At 69.8% G+C, this 20,307-nt stretch carries 14 protein-coding genes; 6 read left to right on the top strand and 8 right to left on the bottom strand.

What is annotated here, in order from left to right:
- Positions 1 to 247: 247 nt before the first annotated feature.
- Positions 248 to 4,534: a GH92 family glycosyl hydrolase gene (locus tag P3102_RS19970; RefSeq protein ID WP_276360766.1), complete on the bottom strand. Its 4,287-nt coding sequence runs from the start codon at positions 4,532 to 4,534 to the stop codon at positions 248 to 250.
- A gap of 200 nt (positions 4,535 to 4,734) precedes the next feature.
- Between P3102_RS19970 and P3102_RS19965 the strand changes: the two genes are divergently transcribed.
- Complete coding sequence (locus P3102_RS19965) at positions 4,735 to 6,378, top strand: tannase/feruloyl esterase family alpha/beta hydrolase (protein WP_276360764.1); 1,644 nt, start codon at positions 4,735 to 4,737, stop codon at positions 6,376 to 6,378.
- A 120-nt stretch (positions 6,379 to 6,498) separates the two neighbouring features.
- Here the strand turns inward: P3102_RS19965 and P3102_RS19960 are convergent, their stop codons facing one another.
- From P3102_RS19960 to P3102_RS19945, 4 genes are all read right to left on the bottom strand, one after another.
- Positions 6,499 to 7,161 carry an ATP-binding cassette domain-containing protein gene (locus P3102_RS19960; RefSeq protein ID WP_276360762.1) on the bottom strand — a complete coding sequence of 221 codons (663 nt, stop codon included), beginning with the start codon at positions 7,159 to 7,161 and terminating at the stop codon, positions 6,499 to 6,501.
- Positions 7,161 to 7,853 (bottom strand): ABC transporter ATP-binding protein, encoded by a 693-nt coding sequence (locus tag P3102_RS19955; protein WP_276360761.1) that lies wholly within the window; start codon positions 7,851 to 7,853, stop codon positions 7,161 to 7,163. Before P3102_RS19955 ends, P3102_RS19960 begins: the two co-directional genes overlap by 1 nt.
- Entirely contained in the window at positions 7,846 to 10,422 is a 2,577-nt protein-coding gene (locus P3102_RS19950) for an FtsX-like permease family protein (protein ID WP_276371263.1), read from the bottom strand. The genes P3102_RS19955 and P3102_RS19950 overlap by 8 nt, the downstream gene beginning before the upstream one ends.
- 373 nt (positions 10,423 to 10,795) lie before the next feature.
- Positions 10,796 to 13,978: a BTAD domain-containing putative transcriptional regulator gene (locus P3102_RS19945; protein WP_276360759.1), complete on the bottom strand. Its 3,183-nt coding sequence runs from the start codon at positions 13,976 to 13,978 to the stop codon at positions 10,796 to 10,798.
- 83 nt (positions 13,979 to 14,061) lie between these two features.
- On the opposite strand from P3102_RS19945, the gene P3102_RS19940 reads away from it, so the two are divergent.
- Together P3102_RS19940 and P3102_RS19935 are read left to right on the top strand one after the other, a co-directional pair.
- A complete protein-coding gene (locus P3102_RS19940) occupies positions 14,062 to 14,937 on the top strand; it encodes an NAD(P)-binding domain-containing protein (protein WP_276360757.1) in 876 nt (291 codons plus the stop codon).
- A 9-nt stretch (positions 14,938 to 14,946) separates the two neighbouring features.
- Positions 14,947 to 15,807, top strand: coding sequence for an NAD(P)-binding domain-containing protein (locus P3102_RS19935; protein WP_276360755.1), 861 nt, complete (start codon positions 14,947 to 14,949; stop codon positions 15,805 to 15,807).
- Between the two features lie 72 nt (positions 15,808 to 15,879).
- Here the strand turns inward: P3102_RS19935 and P3102_RS19930 are convergent, their stop codons facing one another.
- Positions 15,880 to 16,770 carry a LysR family transcriptional regulator gene (locus P3102_RS19930; RefSeq protein ID WP_276360753.1) on the bottom strand — a complete coding sequence of 297 codons (891 nt, stop codon included), beginning with the start codon at positions 16,768 to 16,770 and terminating at the stop codon, positions 15,880 to 15,882.
- Positions 16,771 to 16,849: 79 nt separating this feature from the next.
- On the opposite strand from P3102_RS19930, the gene P3102_RS19925 reads away from it, so the two are divergent.
- Positions 16,850 to 17,737: an EamA family transporter gene (locus P3102_RS19925; RefSeq protein ID WP_276360751.1), complete on the top strand. Its 888-nt coding sequence runs from the start codon at positions 16,850 to 16,852 to the stop codon at positions 17,735 to 17,737.
- Between the two features lie 244 nt (positions 17,738 to 17,981).
- On the opposite strand, the gene P3102_RS19920 is transcribed toward P3102_RS19925, so the two are convergent.
- Positions 17,982 to 18,218, bottom strand: a complete 237-nt coding sequence (locus P3102_RS19920; protein WP_276360750.1) for a hypothetical protein — start codon at positions 18,216 to 18,218, stop codon at positions 17,982 to 17,984.
- A gap of 61 nt (positions 18,219 to 18,279) precedes the next feature.
- Between P3102_RS19920 and P3102_RS19915 the strand changes: the two genes are divergently transcribed.
- Both P3102_RS19915 and rraA read left to right on the top strand, forming a co-directional pair.
- On the top strand, positions 18,280 to 18,879 hold the full coding sequence (locus P3102_RS19915; protein WP_276360748.1) for a TetR/AcrR family transcriptional regulator: 600 nt from the start codon (positions 18,280 to 18,282) through the stop codon (positions 18,877 to 18,879).
- Positions 18,880 to 18,892: 13 nt separating this feature from the next.
- On the top strand, positions 18,893 to 19,378 hold the full coding sequence (gene rraA, locus P3102_RS19910) for a ribonuclease E activity regulator RraA (protein ID WP_276360747.1): 486 nt from the start codon (positions 18,893 to 18,895) through the stop codon (positions 19,376 to 19,378).
- 6 nt (positions 19,379 to 19,384) lie between these two features.
- On the opposite strand, the gene P3102_RS19905 is transcribed toward rraA, so the two are convergent.
- Positions 19,385 to 20,278 (bottom strand): NADP-dependent oxidoreductase, encoded by an 894-nt coding sequence (locus P3102_RS19905; RefSeq protein ID WP_276360745.1) that lies wholly within the window; start codon positions 20,276 to 20,278, stop codon positions 19,385 to 19,387.
- Positions 20,279 to 20,307 lie beyond the last annotated feature (29 nt).

Here is a 20,307-nt window from a genome sequence, read left to right as displayed (position 1 = left end):
GAGCCCGGCTCGGTGTGCCGTGTCCGGAGGACTGAACGCGTGAGGAAAGACTCCGTACCCGACTCGGGAGGCAAGGGCACTGGTGCCGCGCCGGTCCCGCGCTCACCCTGCTGTCCGCGCGGCTCTCGTCGGCATCGGCATCCTCCGCGATCGCAAGTAGATGACGAATTGCGTGGCCCGGGTACGTGAAAGCCCCCTTCCTTGTGTCTGGCGCAAGGAAGGGGGCCTTCACGTACTCACCGGAGGCCTACAGCTTCGCGCACTGCCCGGCGGCCGGGCCGCGGACGGTGTTCTGCAGGTCGTGGTCCGTCGGAGCGGGGGAGTTGGCCGTGCACGCCAGCGGCCCGCCGATCGTGCTGGCAGCCAGCACCGGCCCCTTGTTGCCCGTCAACGCCACCGGTCCGCCGATCTCGGTCAGTTCGATCGAGACCGGCCCGGTCGCCCCGGTGATCGTCACCGGACCGTTCACCTTCGTCCGATCCAGCACGAGCTGCGCCGCGCCGTTCGCGGTCAGCGGACCGGAGATCGTCCCGCCGCGGACGATCAGGCTCGCCCCCGCCGACACCGACACCGGACCGGACACCGTCGCGCCGTCCACGCAGGTCACCCCGTTCCGCACGGTCAGCGGACCCTTGTGCGCGCCCGTGATCGTCTGCGTGCACGCCGCGTCGGGCTTGCCCAGCACCTCGAACTCCGCCAGCGACGCCTCCCCGCCCGTGGTCGCGGTGACCTCGAGCCGGTAGTAGGCGTAGTGCGCCGGGTTCGCGATCTTGAACGCCCTGGTCTGCTGCCGCCACGAGAACTTCTGGTCGGTCCGCCGATCGGCGACCGCCCACGTCTTCCCGTCGTAGGAACCCTTCAGCACCCAGCTCTTCGCGTCACCGGCGCCCTTGCCCGACGTCAGCGTGTAGAACGAACCCGCCTCGTTCGTCGAGGGCACCTGATACTGGATCGGTGCCTCGACCTTCGCCTCGGTCCGCGACGTGTTGTCGAAGAACGCGGCGTCCCCACCGGAGACCGGCTTGGTCAGGTCGTGCACCGGTGCCGGCACCGCGTCGCCCTTGGTGATCGACTTCGGCGCGTCGTCCGGGCCGGTACCCCACGACGACGGGTTCGGCCCCATGTCGAAGTCGAGCGTCCCGCCTCCTGCGATCGTCGCATGCGCCAGCGACGTCGAGGTCTGCGGCTTGCCGTTCACCTTCAGGCCCTGCACGTAGACGTTCTTCGCGCTGTTCTTCGGCGCGTCGACCACGATCTTCTTGCCGCCCGGCAGGTTCACGGTCGCCTTGGTGAACAGCGGCGAGCCGATCGCGTAGTCCGAACTGCCGACCTGCAGCGGGTAGAAGCCCAGCATCCCGAACAGCCACCACGCCGACTGCTCACCGTTGTCCTCGTCGCCGCCGTAGCCCTGGCCCAGCTCGCTGCCGACATACAGCCGGGACAGCGCCTCGCGGACCTTCGCCTGCGTCTTCGACGGCTGACCCGCGTAGTCGTACATGTAGAGCGTGTGGTGCGCGGCCTGGTTGGAATGCGCGTACATGCCCATCCGCACGTCCCGCGCCTCGGTCATCTCGTGGATGACGCCGGGGTAGGTACCGAACTTGAGGCCCTGCTCGGGTTTGGCGAAGAACTCGTCCAGTTTGGCCGCCAGCCCCGCCTTGCCGCCGTAGAGGTTCGCCAGGCCCTGTCCGTCCTGCGGAACCGAGAACCGCATGCCGTACGCGTTGGTCTCGGTGTAGTCGATCCCCCAGACCTCCGGGTCGAACTCCTCCTTGCTCCGGGTGAACTTGCCCGCCGCGTCCCGGCCCTGGAAGAAGCCGACACTCGGGTCGAACACGTTCACGTACTGGGTGGCCCGCTCGGTGAAGTACCCGTGGTTGTCCAGGTACTCCTGCTTGCGCGGGTCGTTCGCCGGAGCTTCGTCGTAGAGCTTCTTCGACATGTTCGCGATGGCGTTGTCGTTGACGTAGCCCTCGATCGCCCACGAGAACCCGTGGTCCGCGGTGTTCGGCGCGTAGCCGAGGAACGTGCCCTCGTCGATGCCCTTGCGGCCGACCGCGCCGTTCGGCGGGGTCACCGTGGCGTTCTTGATCGCCGAGTCGTAGGCAGACTGGACGTCGAAGCCCTTGATTCCCTTGAGATAGGCGTCCGCGAAGGCGGCGTCCGAACTCGTCCCGGTCATCAGATCCGCGTAACCGGGGGAGGACCAGCGCGAGATCCAGCCACCGTCGCGGTACTGCTGCACGAACCCGTCCACCAGCTTGCCGGTGGTGTCCGGGCTGAGCAGCGAGTACGCCGACCACACCGTGCGATAGGTGTCCCAGAACCCGTTGTTGACGAAGAACTCGCCGTCGACCAGTTTCGCCCCGGTCTGCGTCGGAGTGTCCTGGCCGGTCTTCGGCGACACCGGGCTCGCGTACTTCTTCACCGGCTTCTCGACCGTGCCGACGTTCTCGAACCCCGAGTTCGGGTACAGGAACAGGCGGTAGAGGTTCGAGTACAGCGTGATCAGCTGGTCCTTCGAGGCGCCTTCGACCTCGACGACCTTGAGCTTCTCGTCCCACGCCTGCTGTGCGGTGGCGGCGACCGACTCGAGCGTCGCGTGGGGGGCGAGTTCCTGCTCCAGGTTCTTCTTCGCCTGGTCGACGCTGATCAGCGAGGTCGCGATCCGCATGTTCACCGTCTTGTCCGCACCCGCGTCGAACTTCAGGTAGCCGAGGACGTTGTCCCGCTTCTGCTCACCCGAACCGGTCGACAGCTTCGCACCGGCGGTCACCGGCTTGTCGAAGGTGGCGTGGACGAACATCCGGGTGGCGCCGGCGGACAGCCCGCTGCGCACGTCGCTGTACCCGGTGATCGACCTGCCCGCCGGGTCGAGGGTGAGCCCGCCGTTGTTGTCGACGTTGTCGAAGATCAGGTTGGAGTCCGCCCCGGGGAATTCGAAGCGGTACAGCGCCGCGTGATCGGTCGGCGCGACCTCGGTCTTGATCCCGTTCTCGAAGTCGACGCCGTAGTAGTGCGCCCGCGCCGTCTCGTTCGAGTGCTTGAACGGCAGCTTCCGCGCTTCACGGTCGGGATTCGGCACCCCGGACGCGGTCGAGGGCAGGAACTGGAACGTCTGCCGGTCGGCCATCCACGGACTCGGCGCGTGGCTGGCGGAGAACGCCTGCAGCGCCGGGAGGTTCTGCTCGTTGTTGCGTGAGTGGTAGGAGTACATCCAGCTCAACGTGCCCGCGTCGGTCGTCGGGATCCAGAAGTTGAACCCGTGCGGGACGGCGGTCGCGGGCATGTTGTTGCCCCGCGAGAAGGAGCCGTTCGACAGCGAGCCGCGTGTGGTCAGCACGTTGTCGGACGGGCGAAGGCTCGCCGGCGGCGTCGGGGTCGCCGAGACCTTGATGTCGTCCAGCCAGCCCTGCAGCGAACCCGGCCCGTCGGCGTTGTCGTAGCCGACCAGGATGCGGTCGATCGTCTTGCCCTTCGCGACCACGCCGATCTGCGAGCGCACCAGGTTCCACTGGTTGGTGTAGAGCACCTTGCTCGCGCCCTGGCCCTGTGGTGAGAGCCCGAAACCGTACTGGTCGACCGCGCCGAGCCGGCTCAGGTACGTGCCGTCGGTGAACGCCAGGTCGACCGCGACGTTCGTGCTCGGGTACTTGAGGTCACCGCGGACGAACTCCGGCTGCACCTTGTACGACAGCTCCGAAGTCGCCGCCACCGGGATGTCGACGTCGAAGATCTTGTTGTACGACCAGCCGTGCCCTCGCGCCTGGTGGCTGCCGGAGTAGCGGAAGGCCCGCAGGCCGGTGAAGCCGACCCGGTTCTTGCTGGTGTAGCCGCTGCGCGGGCCGCTGTCGGTGAAGCTGCGCATGTTCGGCAGCGCCGGCGGGGCCGGGTCCTCGTTGGCCAGCAGCAGCTCCGAAAGCTGCATGATCGGGCCACCGTTGTTCTTGGTGACTTCGAGCCGGAAGTACTTGTACGCGGCACTCGCGGCCGCGAGGCGGTACTCCTTCGTCTGGAGCGGCTCGCTGAATTTCTGCCCGGTCTGCTTGTCCAGCTCCGTCCAGTTCTGGCCGTCGGCGGAACCCCGCAGCGTCCAGTCCTGCGGGTTGCGGTTGTCGAAGTCGTTCGCCGAGGACAGCGCGTACCGCGTGATCGACGTCGGCTCGGACAGCGTGACCTGCGCCCAGCCGGTCGGTGTCCAGGCCAGCCACTTGGTGTCGGTCGAGCCGTCGACGAGGTTCGACACTCCCTCGTTGGGCGTGTTCTCGCTGTTGGCGGAGGTCTCGGTGACCTTGCCGCGGATGTCACCGGGGATGGTGGTGGCGTTCGCGCCGTCCACCCCGAAGGCCTTCGGCCGACCCGACGGGTCGAGGTCGACGGTGTCGCTCCACGTCGGCTCCGGTTCGCCCGGCTCGAACGAGGAATGGAAGTCCGGTGGGATTTCTTCGGCGGTGGCGGGGAGGGCTACCAGCCCGGAGGCCACGACCGTGGCACTCAGAAGGCTGCAAACCCAGGGTCTGACGCTTCGGGGCATCGTCGCACCAATGCTTTCTCGCGGGGGGACCGGTGACGCCCAGAGAGAAGAACTCGGTTGTGACATCGATGTCAAGACACCCGGACAAACCTGGCCCGAACTGGACAACCCGGCTGACCCCGAATCCGGTGGACAACCGACGAGAGCAGGGCCAGGGTGAACGAGTCGACGGAAGCCGATCCGAGGACTGGGGTGGGGAAATGCGGCGGTTGTCCATACTCGGCGTGGCGGCGCTCATCACGGCAGGCTCGATACTCACGGCTCCGGTGGCCACCGCCGGCGAAACCACCTTCCGCCCGGTGCGCACCTGCGCCGAACTCGTGCGGACCTACGACCTTCCCGGCGCGGTCACGCACGTCGAGACCGCGACCGTGGTGCCGGCGACGGCGACCGAGCCGGAAAACTGCGACGTCCGCGGCCGCGTCGAACCGGCTGTGCGGTTCCAGCTCCGGCTGCCGACCAAGACCTACGCGGGCCGGTACCTGCAGTTCGGCTGCGGCGGTTTCTGCGGGGTGGTCGACACCCCGCCGTTCGCCGACTGCGGCCTCCCGCACGGCGGCGACGTCGCGGTCGCTGCCACCGACGACGGTCACGTCGGCACGACCCCCTCGGTGGTCGACGACGGCAAGTGGGCCGAAAACGACCAGGCCGCGCGTGACGACTTCGCGTTCCGTGCGCCGCACGTGGTCTCGAAGGCGTCGAAGCGACTGATCACGGCGTTCTACGGTGCCCCGCCCAAGAAGTCCTATTTCAGCGGCTGCTCCGACGGCGGCCGCGAGGCGCTTTTGCTGGCCCAGCGCTACCCGCGTGACTTCGACGGCATCGTCGCCGGCGCGCCCGCCGGATACTGGGGCCCGCTGATCGGCGTCTACCAGACCTGGCTGGCCAAGGTGAACACCGGCGCCGGCGGCAAGCCGATCCTGACCGCCGACAAACTCCCCGCCCTGCACGCCGCCGCACTGTCCACCTGCGACAAATCCGACGGCCTCGTCGACGGCGCCGTCGCCGACCCGCGCACCTGCCGCTTCGACCCGGCCACGATCGCCTGCCCGCCGGGCACCGACAACGCCGGCTGCCTCACCGCGGCACAGGTCGAGGCCACCGAGAAGATCTACGCTCCGCCGACCGACGAACGCGGCCGCAAGCTGTACCCCGGCGGCCAGACCGTCGGCTCCGAGCTCTCCTGGTACGGCTGGATCGTCCCGTCACCGGAAACCGGCGGCGTCCCCTTCGCGCAGGCGCTCGCCGACAACTACCTGAAGTACATGGCCTACCCGATCGGGACACCGCATTCGTCGGTCGGGAAGTTCGCGTTCACGGCCCGCGAATTCGACCGGCTGATCCCGGAAGGGGTCCGCTCCAACGCGATGTCGACGGACCTGCGCGAATTCCGCCGTGCGGGCGGGAAACTCGTGCTCTGGCACGGCTGGGCGGATCAGGCGATCCCCGCCGCGGGCACCATCGACTACTACCAGCGGCTCACCCGCGCCAACGGCGGCCCCGCCGCGACGCGGAGCTGGGCGCGGCTGTTCATGGTGCCCGGCCTGTACCACTGCGCGACCGGGGACAAGCTGACCGAGTACGACCCGCTGAAGGAACTGGTCTCCTGGGTCGAACGCGGCACCGCACCGGACCGGACCATCGCCACCGGCCGTGACGCCGACGGCAAGGTCTTCCGCACCCGGCCGGTGTTCCCGTACCCGCTGCGGGCCGGATACGACGGCACCGGAAGCGTCGACGACGCCGCGAACTTCGTGCCGGTCCCGCCTTCGCGGCCTTCGCGAGACATCGTGAACTGGGCGGGGAACGACCTGTACGGGAAGGCAGGTCCTGTCGCTCCCTAGCGGTCTGTCGAGCCCTGTGGTCTGTCGAGCCCTGTGGTCCGTGAAGGCCTCCTTGAGGGACCTAGGGTCCCTCAAGGAGGCCTTCACGGACCGGCCACCTGACGCAACAACATGGGTCGGTCAGGAGAGAACGCCGTCCAGCAGGCGGACCCGCCGGGCCGCGATCCGGTGCACGTCGTCGTCGTGTGTCGCCACGATGACCGCGGCGCCTTCCTCGGCGCAGCGCCGCAACAGCCGAAGCACGCGCGGCGTGCTCCCGGCGTCCAGATGCGCTGTCGGCTCGTCGGTGAGCAGGACCCGCGGCCGCCCGCTGACCGCCCTGGCGAGCGCGACCCGCTGCTGCTGCCCGAACGAGACCTCGAGCGGGTAGCGGTCGCCGAGGTCACCGATCCCGAGTTCCTCCAGCAGCCCCGAAACCCGCGCGTGGATGTCCTTCGCGCCGGGTTTGGGGACGTCGGAGCGGAGCCGCAACGGCAGCGCCACGTTCTCCGCGATCGTCAGTTCGTTCGCGAGGCCGAGTGCCTGCGGCAGGACGGCGCACGTGTGCCACGGCGGCGCACCCGCTATCGGGATGCCGTCCAGCAGGACACTGCCGGAATCGGGCGAGTCGAAACCGCACAGCAGCGCCAGCAGCGCGCTCTTGCCGGAACCGGACCGGCCGGACACGGTGACCAGTTCGCCCGCGGCCACCCGCAGTTCCAGCCCGCGCAGGACTTCGACGTCCCCACTGGGATGGGGGAACCGGCGGCGTAACCCGACGGCCTCGAGGGCGGGTTCCGCCATCACGGCACGACCTCTCGTTCTTCGACTCTTTCCAGTCTGCCCTTGTGCATCCGCGCGACCCGGTTGCCGAGTTCGATGAGCCGGTCGTCGTGCGAGGCGACGATGACGGCGAAATCCTGACCCGCCAGGTACTTCAGGGTGTCGAGCACCCGGTCGGCGGACCGTTCGTCCAACTGGGACGTCGGCTCGTCGGCGAGCACGACGGTCGAGCGGCGGGCCAGCGTGCAGCCGAACGCGAGGCGCTGCTGCTGCCCGCCCGACAGCGCCGAGATCCGCCAGCCGCCGGTCCCGCCGAGACCCAACTGGTCGAGGATGTCGTCCGGCAGGCATTCCGTTCCGGCCGATTCCGCCGCCGCGCGGAGATTGTCGGCGACGCTCAGGTACGCGAGCAGGTTGTCGGTCGGGTTCTGGAACACCAGACCGAGGTGGTTCCGCCGCAGTGCACGCCGGTCGCGATGCCGCAGTTCACCTGCTTCGGTGCCCTGGAAGGAGATCGTGCCCCGCACGGGCTGCTCGAACAGGCCGAGTGTCCGCAGCAGGGTGGACTTGCCGGAGCCGGAGGGCCCCGCCAGCACGGTGATCCCCCGCGCGGGGATGTCGATGGTGACGTCGTCGACGCCGGTGACGACACCGGCCGGCGTCTGGTAGTCGACGCCGATCCCGCGCAGCCGGAAGAGGGGTTTCTCAGGCACGGATCAACTCCGCGGTCCGGGCGGTGCGCACCGAGCGCATCGCGATCCAGCCCGCCAGCGCCACGACGAGCACACCGACGGCGAGAACGGTCAAAGCGAGCGGGGTCGGGTCGGGCAGCGTCGACTGCGGCGGGAGGAAGGTCGCCGGGTCGAAGCGCGGCACCGAAAGCCCCGCGACCGAGACACCACAGACGACACCGATGACCACGGCGAGCCCGCTGAGCGCGCCGAGTTCCATCAGATGACTCGCCAGCAGGGCACGCGGCCGCATTCCCATCCGCAGCACCAGCGCCCCGGCCAGCGCGTTCTGGCGTCGCCGTACTTCGACCGCGACCAGCAGCGACAGCACCGCCACCACGCCGAGCACGGCACCGAGCAAGGCCATGAACGAGAACGTCCAGGACACGACGTAGAACGGGAGCGCGTCGAGCGCGGACCCACGCGTGACGCGGTTGACCGCGGTCGCCACCCCGACGGAGCTCAGCGCCTCGGTCACCTGGGTCATCGACGAGCTGGACAGCACGCTCCACTTGGGCACGGAGCGTAGCTGCGCGGTGCCGAGCGATTCCCTGGAGATCACGTACCCGGCGTTGGTGCCGATGATCGGGAACATCGGCAGTTCGCCGACCGTCCTGGCGTCGCCGAGACCGGCGGGCAGCGCGGTCTTCCCGGCCGCGTCCTTCCCGATCCTGATCGCCGGCACACCGGCGCCGGGGTTCGACAGGCCGTCCAGCAACCGGTCGACCTCGGCGCCGTCGAGCGGGCCGAGCGTGGCGGCGCGGCGGAAGGTCCGCGGGTCCACGACCAGCACGACATTGCCGGTGCCGGTCAGCTCGCCGACGATCGTGGTCGTGTCGCCGACCGAGGCGGGCAACCGGACCTGCCCGGTGCCGACGACGCTTTCGGTGTCGACCCTCGTCTCGGCCCCGACGAAGATGGCCGACTTCGTTTGCAGCGCCTCTTCCTGGCCGCGGGCGATGCCGATCCCGGTCGCCAGCGTCCCGATGGCCAGCGTGCCGATCACGAGCACGCCGGTGACCGGCGCGCGGGCGCTGGCGAGCCGCCGGATGGCCAGTTGCAGCGCCGGCCGGGACCACAGCCGCGCCCGATGTGAGGCGTGCAGCGCGAGCCAGGCGAGCCGTGCGGCGATGAGCCCGACGGTGAGCACGACGAACACCGGGTACGTGAGCGCCAGCGGGTCGACCTGGGGGAGCGGGTTGCCGATCCGCGAGCCCTTGCTGTAGTCGACGAGCCGGTTCCAGCCCAGCAGCGCGACCCCGGCGGTGAGCAGTTCCCAGGGGAAGAACGCCAGGATCCGCACCCTCCGGCGGCCTCCGGAACGGACGCGGCCGAGTTCGAACTCCCGGTGGGCGCGCACGGAGATCACCCCGGCGAGCAGCGCGAGCGAGACGAGCAGGATGGCGGCCGCGACGAGCGACCCCCAGAGCACCGCCCCGTCGTCCAGCGCACCCGGTGGTCCGTACACCCTGAGCAGCAGCCGCGCGAGGACGGCGCCCACCACTCCACCGGCGACGACGGGAAGCCCGAGTTCGGCGACCGCGAGCATGCCCAGCGCGCCCGGACCGCTGCCGCGGGCGGACAGCAACCTCAGCTGCGGATGCCGCCGCTGGTACCACTGCAACGCGACGGTGCCGATCCCCGCGCAGCCGACCAGGATGCTGATGGCCGCGAGCGGCAGGATCGAGATCAGGACATTCGATTCGGCCTGATTGCTGATCTCCACCGACCGCTCGAACGGCAGCGAGCCGACGATCGCGTCACCGAGGCCTCGCGCGCCCAGATCCGCCTTGACGGCGGCGATGAGCGCCTTCGAACGTTCCTGTAGGTCCTCGGCCTCGCTCACGGTCTGGGGAGGAGTCTCGTAGAACGACAGATGCAGGGTCTTGATCGCCGGGATGCCCAAGGCGCGGACCGTGTCGTCGAAGGTCTTTCCGTCGGTGGCGAACATGACCGAGTCGAGCGGATCGTTGGCGAGCCTGCTGACGACGGCGTTCCGCTGCTGAGAGCACCACCAGCGCGGCGCCGGGTCGGCGAGGTCGCGGTACAGCCCGGTCACCGGGGGCAACGAGGTGCCGCGGATGCTCGGTGTGGTCCCGGTTTTGATCCCCTCGGCCCCGGCCACGACGGTGCCGAGCCAGAATCCGGCGCTCGCCGATCCGTCCGCCAGGTCGAGATGGCCCGGAAGCGCTTGGTCCCGGTGGGCGAGGACGACCTTGTAGTGGGGATCGCCGTTGAATTCGGTGCCGGTGAGGTACGGCGTGTACCGGGAGGTGACCGGCGGGGAGAAACCGTGCGCCGGGGCGTTGCGGCGGACGGAGTCGACGACCTGCGGAGCGACCGCGGCGGGGACGTTGTCCTTGCTGAAGACGGGGCCGTGGTAGTCCGGGCACGCGATGCCGGACTGGTACGTCACCGCGGCACCGCCCGCGGCCGAGGCCTGCAGGACGGCGGCGGTGCCGAGAAAACAGGCCAGTAAGGCGGTCACCGCCGCGATGAGCAAAGTCAGCGGACTGGTCAGTGCCGCCCTTGGAGCCGCTCGCCACGGCATCGTCACCCTGGGCCCGCCGGGAGCCCCCCACCTCACCCGCATGGATACGCACGCTACCGGTCGGGGCGCTTGGGCGACAGAAAGGAATCACCGTTTGTTGCGGACGTGAAGTAAGGCCTGGTCCATTGTGGTGATCCGGAGCCGATCGAATGACTACCACGGGTCGAATTGTGACTCCGGGTAGCGAATGTGTTCGTCCGGATCGGTTGGCCAGGGTGCTGCGGCACGGTCGTCCTGCTGGGCAGTGTGCCGAATGCGCCGCAAGGACGAAAAGCCGATGTCTCCTCCGTCAACACGAACACGAAACCCTGACGGCAGGCTTCGAGGCACCGTGAACTGTCAGCGGTTTCGTCGGGATGACGCTGAGGTATGTCTACCGATCGCCGGCCACCAGCTGATCGATCGAAGTCGTTTCACCGGCCGCGCTCTCCGCCGAGAACGTGGTTTCTCCGAGTGCCGCGACGACGACGCCGGTGATCCTGTCGACGTCGCCGCGTTCCGCTTTCGGCAGGGGAGCGCCCATCGATCGCCGCGAAGCCGCCGCGGCACCCAGCAGCCGCGCGGCCTGGCGATACGAACCGGCTGCCGCTTCCGCCCCGGCCAGACCTTCCAGGCCGAGGGCGATCGCGCGGGGATCCTCGCCGTGCCGGGCGATCGCGAGGCCGTCCAGCTGGAGCCGCTTCGCCTTCGCCGTGTCTCCGCGCTGCTCGGCGATGAACCCGAGCTCGGCGAGGATGAGGGTGCTGCCCGCTTCGGACTCCACGCGGCGATGCCAGTCCAATATGGACAGCAACCGCTGTTCGGCCGCCTCGAACAGTCCCTGGCGTCGCTCACCGAGCGCGAGCCCTGTCTCGGCGTAGACCTCGCCGGGTTTGAAGCTGTGCTCGACGGCCAGCGTCCTGGCCCGCTCGTGGAACTCCTTCGCCCCCGCGAAATCCCCTGTCAGCAGTGCCGTCCGCCCCAGCCAGGACAGTTGATAGGCGACCTCCGGCCACAGCTCCAGCTCCTCCGCGCGGCGAAGGCTTTCCCGATGGACACGGGCGGCGTGATCGTAATCCCCGGCTATCGACGCCAGCACGCCGACGACGAACGACGCTTGAAGCCAGCCCCAGCGTTCGCCGAGCCCGTCGAAGATCCCGGTGCTCTGCGCGGCGATCCGGCCGCCTCCGGTGAGGTCTCCGCCGGCGATCAGGTGGGCTGCCCGGTCGCTCAGCGCGGCCGCGGCGGTCCAGTCGTCGCCGATGTCACGAGCGGTTCCTAGCGCACCGAGGGTGAGCTTCTCCGCCCGGCACAGGTCGCCGATCGTGGACCACGCGTAGCCGAGGAACCACAGCGTCCGCGCCCGCGCGAGGGGATCGGCCATCCCCCACACGGCGTCCTCGGCCGCGCCCTCGGTGCCAGTGCCGTCGAGGACGGCGATCCCGGTGCGCCAGCCGAGCGCCTGCGCGTACTCGTCGCCGGTGTCGATGTCGAGCACGAGGTCCAGCGAGCGACGGGCCTCGGTGAGCCGCCCGCGGAGGAACCAGAACCAGGTCGTCGCGTTCACCAGCCGCACCGCGAGCCGCGATTCTCCCAGCCGCAGCAGCGTTTCCAGCGCGCGCCGGGTGTTGGCGCCCTCGGCGTCCAGCCTGTCGAGCCAGCGCCGCTGCTCCTTCCCGCGCAACCCCGTGTCACCGCGTTCGGCCAGCTCGACGTGGAAACGGGCGTGCCGCAAGGACAGTTCGTCGAGTTCACCGGCCCGCTCGGCGTGCTCCAAGGCATACGCCGAAACGGACTCCAGCAGCCGGAACCGCGGCTCGCCGGAACGGCCCGGCCTGCTGACCACGAGCGACCTGTCGACGAGCCGGGACACCAGGTCCATGACGTCGGCGGCGGCGATGCCGCCGCCCGCGCACACCGACTCGGCCGCGTCGAGCCCGCAGCCTTCGGCGTGGACGGCGAGCCTGCGCAGCACGATCTGCTCGGGCTCGCTCAGCAGACCCCAGCTCCAGTCGATCATCGCGCGGAGAGTCTGCTGGCGGCGCGGCCCGCCCCGCCTCCCCGAGGACAGCAGGCCGAACCGGTCGTCCAGGCGGGCGAGGAGTTCGTGCACGCCGAGCGTCCGGACCCGGGTGGCGGCGAGTTCGAGCGCCAGCGGTATCCCGTCGAGCGTGCGGCAGATCCTGGTGACGACGGCCGCGTTCCCGGCGTCCAGCGCGAACCCCGGAGCGGCCGCCGCGGCGCGGGCGGCGAACAGCCGGACCGCGCTCGACTCCCGCACGGCGGCGAGATCCGTCTGCTCGGGCAGCTCGAGCGGCGGCACCGCCCAGACGTTCTCCCCTGGCAGCCCGAGCGGTTCCTGGCTGGTGGCGAGCACACGCAGCCGGGGCGCCGCCGTGAGCAGCCGTTCCACCAGCGCCGCGACCGGCTCGACGACCTGCTCGCAGTTGTCCAGGACGAGCAGGATCTCCTTGTCCCGCAAGGCATCGGCCAGTGACCGCGTGACCGACTTCGCCGAGTTGGCCTCCTCACGGAGGTCCAGCACGGCCGTCAGGACGACGGCGACGAGGTCCTCGGGTGGGCACGTCGGGCACTCGACGTTGTCCAGGCCCGCGAGCTCGACGAGCCAGGTGCCGTCGGCCATCGCGAGCTTCGAGGCGGCCTCGATGGCGAGCCTGGTCTTGCCCACGCCACCGGGGCCGGTGAGGGTGACCAGCCGCGCGTCGGTGACGAGCGCGCCGACCTCCTTGACCGCCGTGGTGCGGCCGATCAGTTCGGTGAGTGACTCCGGCAGGTTCCCGCGCACCGGCTCGGCGGCGCGGACGGGCTCGAGCTCCGGACTGCGGACGAGGATCGCCTGGTGCAGGGACGCGAGATCCGGCGCCGGTTCGAGACCGGACTCGTCCCGCAGCCGAGCCCGGAGCGCGGCGTAGGTTTCCAGCGCTTCGCTGTGCCGCCCGGACGCGTACAGGGCGCGCATGAGCAGCCCGCGGAGCCGCTCGCGCAACGGATACCGCGAGACCAGAGCCGTCAGTTCCCCGGTGAGGATGCCGTGTTCGCCGAGCGCGAGCCGGGCTTCGGCTCTGTCCTCTTCGGCGAGCAACCTCTCCTCCTCCAGCCGCTGTGCCGCGGCCACGGCGAAGAGCTCGTCCTCGAATCCGGCGTACGCGGGACCTCGCCACAAGGCCAGCGCGTCCGCCAGCAGCGCGGCCCGTGCTCGCGGATCGACGGTGTCGCGGGCGCGGGCGGTGAGCGCGCGGAACCGGTGGACGTCCAGGTCACCGGCCTCGACGGCGAGGACGTACCCGGCCGGTTGGTGCGTCACGATCTCCCTGGCGCCCGGCTCGGCCCGCTCCAGCGTGCGGCGCAGCTGGGAGACCTTGGTCTGCAGGGTGTTACCCGGATTGCCCGGCGGATGTTCGCCCCACAGGTCGTCCGTCAGCGCCGACACCGACGCCGCCCTGCCCTCCCGGCTCAGCAACGCGGCGAGCAGGAGGCGGACCTTGGCCTCGGGCACGACGACGGGCTCGCCCGCGGTCGTCCACGCGGCGAGCGGTCCCAGCACTCCGAAACGCACGAAACCGACGTTAGCGCGGACCACCGACAAGACCGTGCGCGGACCCGCAGCGATCCGTGCGCGGGCGCCGTCACGGTGGTCCCATGAGCGAACACGGCAAGACCCCGGTGACGGTACTGGGGCTGGGCGCGATGGGAACCGCGCTCGTGAAGGCACTACTGGCCGCGGGGCATCCGGTCACCGCGTGGAACCGGACCGCGAGCCGCGCCGAGGCGGTGGCGGCGAAGGGAGCTTCGGTCGCTTCGACCATCTCGGAGGCTCTCGCGGCGAACGACATCGTGATCGCCTGCCTGCTCGACTACGACTCGGTGCACGAGGTCCTGGACCCCGTGGCGGCCGGACTCGCCGGACGGCAGCTGATCAACCTCACCAACGGCACCCCCGGTCAGGCACGCGAGATGGCCGCCTGGGCCGAGAAGCTGGGCGCGGAGTACCTGGACGGCGGGATCATGGCCGTCCCGCCGATGATCGGCACTCCCGCGGCGTTCGTCTTGTACAGCGGTTCGGGCACCGTCTTCGGCCGGGCCCGCACCGCCCTCGACACCTTCGGCGGTGCGAACTACCTCGGTGCCGACCCCGGACTGGCGCCACTGCACGACATCGCGCTGCTCAGCGGGATGTACGGGTACATCATCGGCGTCATCCAGGCGTACGCGCTCGTCGGCTCGGCGGGGGTCAAGGCGCGCGAATTCGCGCCGCTGCTCCGCAGCTGGATCGACGCGATGAGCGGCTTCCTGGAGCGCGCGGCCGAGCAGATCGACGACGGCGACTACCTGACCGACGTGGTGTCGAACGTCGGGATGCAGGCCGCCGGCTTCCCGAATCTGGCGCTGGCCGCGGAGGAGCAGGGCATCAGTGCCGAGTTGCTCACGCCGCTCCAGCCACTGATGGACAAACGAGTCGCCGACGGACACGGCGCCGAAGACCTGATCGGCGTCATCGAACTCCTCAAGAAGTAAGGAAACACGATGATCACACTGATCGGGCTCGGCCCGATGGGACAGGCCATGGTCCGGGTACTGCTGGAGAACGGCCACGGCGTGACCGTCTGGAACCGCACCACCGCCCGCGCGGACGACCTCGTCGCCGCGGGTGCGGTGCGCGCCGAGACGCCGGCGGACGCGGTGGCGGCGTCGGAGCTGGTGCTGCTGAGTCTCACCGACTACGCGGCGATGTACGACATTCTCGGCAGGGCCGAGGAAGCGTTGGCGGGCAAGGTGATCGTCAACCTCAGCTCGGACACCCCGGAGAGGACGCGCGAAGCCGCCGACTGGGTCGAGGCCCGGGGCGGGCGGTTCATCGCGGGTGGGGTGATGGTGCCGGCCATGCTGGTGGGTAAAGAAGAGGCGTACGTCTTCTACAGCGGCCCCAACGACGTGTTCGAGAAGTACCGGGAGATCCTGGCGCTGATCGGACGCCCGGACTTCCTCGGCGAGGACGTCCGCCTGGCGCAGCTGTTCTACCAGGCGCAGCTGGACATCTTCCTGAACTCGCTCTCGGTGTTCCTGCACGCGAGTGCGCTCATCCGCTCGGCCGGAGTGCCGATCGCGAAGTTCCTCCCCTATGCCAAGGACAACTTCGCGATGATGGACTTCTACCTGGAAGCCGCCGTGGAACAGGTCGAGAAGGGCGAACACCCCGGCGACGAGGCGTCCGTGACGATGATGGGCGCGTCCGCCGACCACATCGTACAGGCGAGCCGGGACGCCGGAATCGACGTAGTCCTGCCGGAGGCGATCAAATCGCACTACGACCGGGCGATCGCCGCAGGACACGGGCGCAGCTCCTGGACCAGCCTTTACGAGATCATCAAGGAAGGTCGCGAGTAGTCGCCTGATCACGGAGGCATCACCGGTCCGTGAAGGCCTCCTTGAGGGACCCAGGGTCCCTCAAGGAGGCCTTCACGGACCGGCACCGTCGACCTGTGCCACGCCCAGCACGGCCAGGAACGCCTTCGCGGCCGGAGTGACCGTGAAGCGGTTCCAGACGAGGTGCTCGATCCGCACGGGCGCGTCCCGCACCGGCACGGTGACGACGTCGGTCAGGTTCGGCACGTACTTCGACGGCAGCAGCGCCACGCCCAGACCCTGGTGGATGAGCCGCGCCATGAAATCGGCGGCCGTCACCTCGAAGGCCACCTCCCGCGTGATCCCCGCCGCGGCGAAAGCCCGGTCCGTCTGGGCCCGTCCCGCGGATCCGGCGGGGAAATCGACGAAGACCTCGGTCGAAAGCCGCTCCAAGTCCACTTCGGACTCGCCGTCGAGAGGATGTCCCGGCGGCACCACGGCGACGAGTTCGTCATGACCCAGCTCGCAGGTGGCCACGCCGTGGGGCCGGTCGGCCACCGGGAGGCCGAGGAACGCGACCTCGATCGCCCCGTCCTTGATCTGCTCCACCAGCTTTTCGCTCGCCCCGACCCGCAACCCGATCCGGACGTGCGGGTACCGGCCGCGGAACGTGTGCAGCGCCGCCGGGACGTCGACCGCCGCGACGGTCGGGATGACACCGACGGTGAGCCGTCCGCGGATCTCGCCGACGGCCGCGGCGACCTCCGAACCGGCCCGTTCCGCGGCTTCGAGACATTGCCTGGCGGCGGGCAGGAACGCTTCGCCCGCGGCGGTCAGCCGCACCCGGCGGCTCGTGCGCTCGAACAGCCGCGCGCCGAGTTCACGCTCCAGCCGCGCGATCTGGTGACTCAGCGCCGACTGCACGACGAGACAACGTTCCGCGGCGCGCGTGAAGCTGTTCGTCTCCGCCACCGCCAGGACGTACCGCAGCTGCTGAAGCTCCATGCACCCATCGTGAATCACGATGGATCAAGTGACGAACATGTGTTGGACTCATTGATGGGCCGCGGTGAAGCTGAGAAGCGTGAAACCGCTGACCACCCCCCTCTCGGCCGGACTTCTCGGTACCGCCCTGACCGCCTTCGCTCCCGTCGTCTGGGGGACGACCTACGTGGTCACCACCGAACTCCTCCCGCCGGGGCATCCGCTGTTCGCCGGACTCATGCGCGCCTTGCCCGCGGGACTGATCGCGCTCGCCATCACCCGCACTCTCCCGCGCGGTAGGTGGTGGCTGAAGGCGGCGGCGCTCGGCGTCCTCAACATCGGGACGTTCTTCCCCCTGCTGTTCGTCGCCGCCGAACGGTTGCCCGGCGGGGTCGCCGCCACGCTCGGCGCCGCCCAGCCGCTCCTCGCCGCGATCCTCGCCGTGGCGGTGCTGCGGCAGAGCCCGTCCGCGTGGCGGTTCGCCTGGGGGATCGTCGGGATGGTGGGCGTCGGCCTGGTCGTGATCGGTCCCGCGGCGGACTTCGACCTGGTCGGGGTCGTCGTCGGACTCGGGGGCGCCGGCACCATGGCGCTCGGCGTCACGCTCACGAAACGGTGGGGACGCCCGGCCGACGTGGGGCCGACCGCGTTCGCCGCGTGGCAGTTGACCGCGGGCGGGTTGTTCCTGGTGCCGGTGACGTTCGTGGTCGAAGGCGCGCCGCCCGCCATCGACCTGAACGCGGCTGTCGGTTACCTCTGGCTCGGCCTGATCGGCGGCCTGCTCGCCTACGTCCTGTGGTTCCGCGGCATCACGTCCCTGCCGGTCACCTCGGTCGCGGTTCTCGGCCTGCTCTCGCCGATGGTCGCCGCGGTGCTCGGCGCGGTGGTGCTCGGCCCGGTCCAGCTCGCCGGTTTCGCCCTCGCCCTGGCCTCGATCGTGGCAGGCCAAAGCACGCCGCAGACGGAAAAGAATGGCATCGTACGGTGAAGATCGCCGTTGTCGGAGCTTCGGGAATGACAGGCTCCGATCGGCGGCGCGGGGCCGTTGCGGTCACCGTCCGGCGGTCTCGTGATCGACGACCGGCGTTCGTGCCGCCGGTGCGGCGGACCATCGCCTCGTCACCGCGGAGGACGGTTCGTCCGGGATCTCGGCGGAGGATCTCGCCCTCGCCGTCGTGGACGACCTCGAGAATCCGGGGCGAGGACCGGCAATTCACCGTCGGGTACTGACGCTACAGCCGCCACTTCGGCTCCGGCGGGTCTCCGGGTGCGGGGGTCTCCGGACTTCGTTCGGCCTCGATCTGGATCTCGATGTTGGTCTTGTACGAGATCGGATCCCAGATTTCCTCGATCGGCGCCAGCAGTGACTGACTGACACCGGCCCGGCGGGCGCGCGCCGCGTACCACGCGAACCCGGCCAGGAAGAGGGGAAGGCTGAGAAACGCGGCGACGGGTGCCAGGAACTCCATGCACCGGACGCTACAGTATCATCGTGTATCCAGAAACGTTCTGTTACTGAATTGGCGGGCGATGACCAGGCTGACCCGGGCCGAACAGCAGCGGCGCACCCACGAACACCTCCTGGAGGCCGGACGGCAGGTCTTCCTGCGGCGCGGCTTCCTGGCGGCGACGGTCGAGGAGATCGCGGCCGACGCCGGATACACCCGCGGCGCCGTCTACAAGCACTTCGGCGGCAAAGAAGGGCTGTGGCTGGCGATCGTCGAAGCCGGCGCGGAAGGCCACCTCGCAGAGCTGAGGAGAACTCTTGCCCTCGCCACCTGCCGTGAAGACGTGATCGCGGCCTTGGCTCCCGTCGACGTGGTGGACGAAGACGCCGCCAAATGGAGCGCGGCGGCCGCGGAAGTGCTCGCCGCGACGGCGCAGCAGCCCGAAACCGCCGCCCTCGTCGCCGCCATCCAGCGGCGCCATGACGACGAGGTCGTCGCCCTGCTCGCCGAGCATGCGCTGCGGCTCCGCCTCGAACCCGCCCTGCCGCTCCAGGAAGCCGTAGTGATGTTGGGCGCTCTGGGCATCGGGCTCGCCCTGCGTCAGGCGGTCGCGCCGGCCGCCGACCCCGCCGCCATCCTCACCCACGTGCTGGACTCGGTGTTCCCGCCCGCGGCGACGTGAGAAACTCGGGCACGTGATCGATTCCTTCACCACCGCCGATCTCGTCGACGAACACGGCGACCGGTTGCGCGTTTGCGACACCCAGTTCCGCCAGTTCGGCGGGCACCGGAAGTTCTCGGGCCCGATCCGGACGGTCTCCTGCCACGAGGACAACGGCCTGGTCAAGAAGCTGCTGGCCACTCCCGGTGAGGGAAGCGTCCTGGTGGTCGACGGCGGCGGCTCGCTGCACAGTGCGCTGACCGGCGACATGATCGCGAAGTCCGCCGTGGACAACGGCTGGGCGGGCGTGGTCGTCAACGGCGCGGTCCGCGACAGCGCCGAGCTCGCCGGGCTCCCGCTCGGCGTGAAGGCACTCGGCACCAACCCGCGCAAGAGTTCCAAGGCAGGCATCGGTGCCGTCGACGTCCCGGTCGGTTTCGGGGGAGTCACCTTCACTCCCGGCGACACGCTCTACGCCGATGACGACGGCGTGGTGGTCCTTCCCGCCGCCACCGCCTGAACCGGTTCAGACGACGATGACCCGGCGGCCGCGCGTGTGCCCGGCGTGGCTGTCGACATGGGCCGCCGCGGCATCGGCCAGTGAGTAGGACTTCTCGACTGGGATGTGCAGCCTGCCCTGTGAGATGAGGTCGACGGCTTCGGCCAGCGCGTCCGGCACGCTCCCCGCCACCCCGGAGAACCGGATGCCGAGCCGGGGCGCGCTGAGGTCGGCGATGGTGAGCACCTTGCCCGGATCCCTGGTCAATTCGACCAGTTCGGCGAGCACACCCGCCCCGGCCAGGTCGAGAGCCGCGTCGACCCGGCCCAGCCGCCGCACCCGCTCCACCCACCCTTCGCCGTAGGTCGTGGCGACCGCTCCCAAACCGCGTAGATAGTCCTGGTTCGCGGCGCTCGCCGTGCCGATCACCGCGATGCCGTGCTCGCGGGCGATCTGCAGCACCGCCGAACCGACCCCGCCGGACGCGCCACTGACCAGCAGCGTTTCGCCGGGTCGTACGCCGACTTCGCGGATGAGACGCAGGGCGGTCTCGACCACGGAGGGATATCCGGCCGCCTCTGCGAAGGTCAGTCCTTCGGGCGTCACGGCCCACGCCGTCAGCACGGCGAACTCGGCGTAGGTGTCCGAACCCGCGCCGAACACCGAGTCGCCGATCTCCACATCGGCCACACCCTCGCCGATCTCGTCCACCACGCCGGCGGCGTCCAAGCCCACCCCGGACGGCAGCACGGTCGGATGGGCACCGAGGACCTGGCCTTCACGCACCCGCCAGTCGACCGGATTCACTCCCGCCGCCCGCACGGCGATGCGCACCTGACCTGGGCCCGCGTGTGGAGCCTCGGCGTCCACGAGCCTCAGGACTTCCGGACCGCCGAACTCGGTGAAGATCACTTTCCTCATGCGATCGACCGTAGCACTAACGGTTAGTG

It is taken from the genome of Amycolatopsis sp. QT-25, assembly GCF_029369745.1.
Taxonomy (GTDB): domain Bacteria; phylum Actinomycetota; class Actinomycetes; order Mycobacteriales; family Pseudonocardiaceae; genus Amycolatopsis.
The sequence above is the reverse complement of the archived record's forward strand: the minus strand, read 5'-3'. Positions and strand labels throughout refer to the sequence as shown.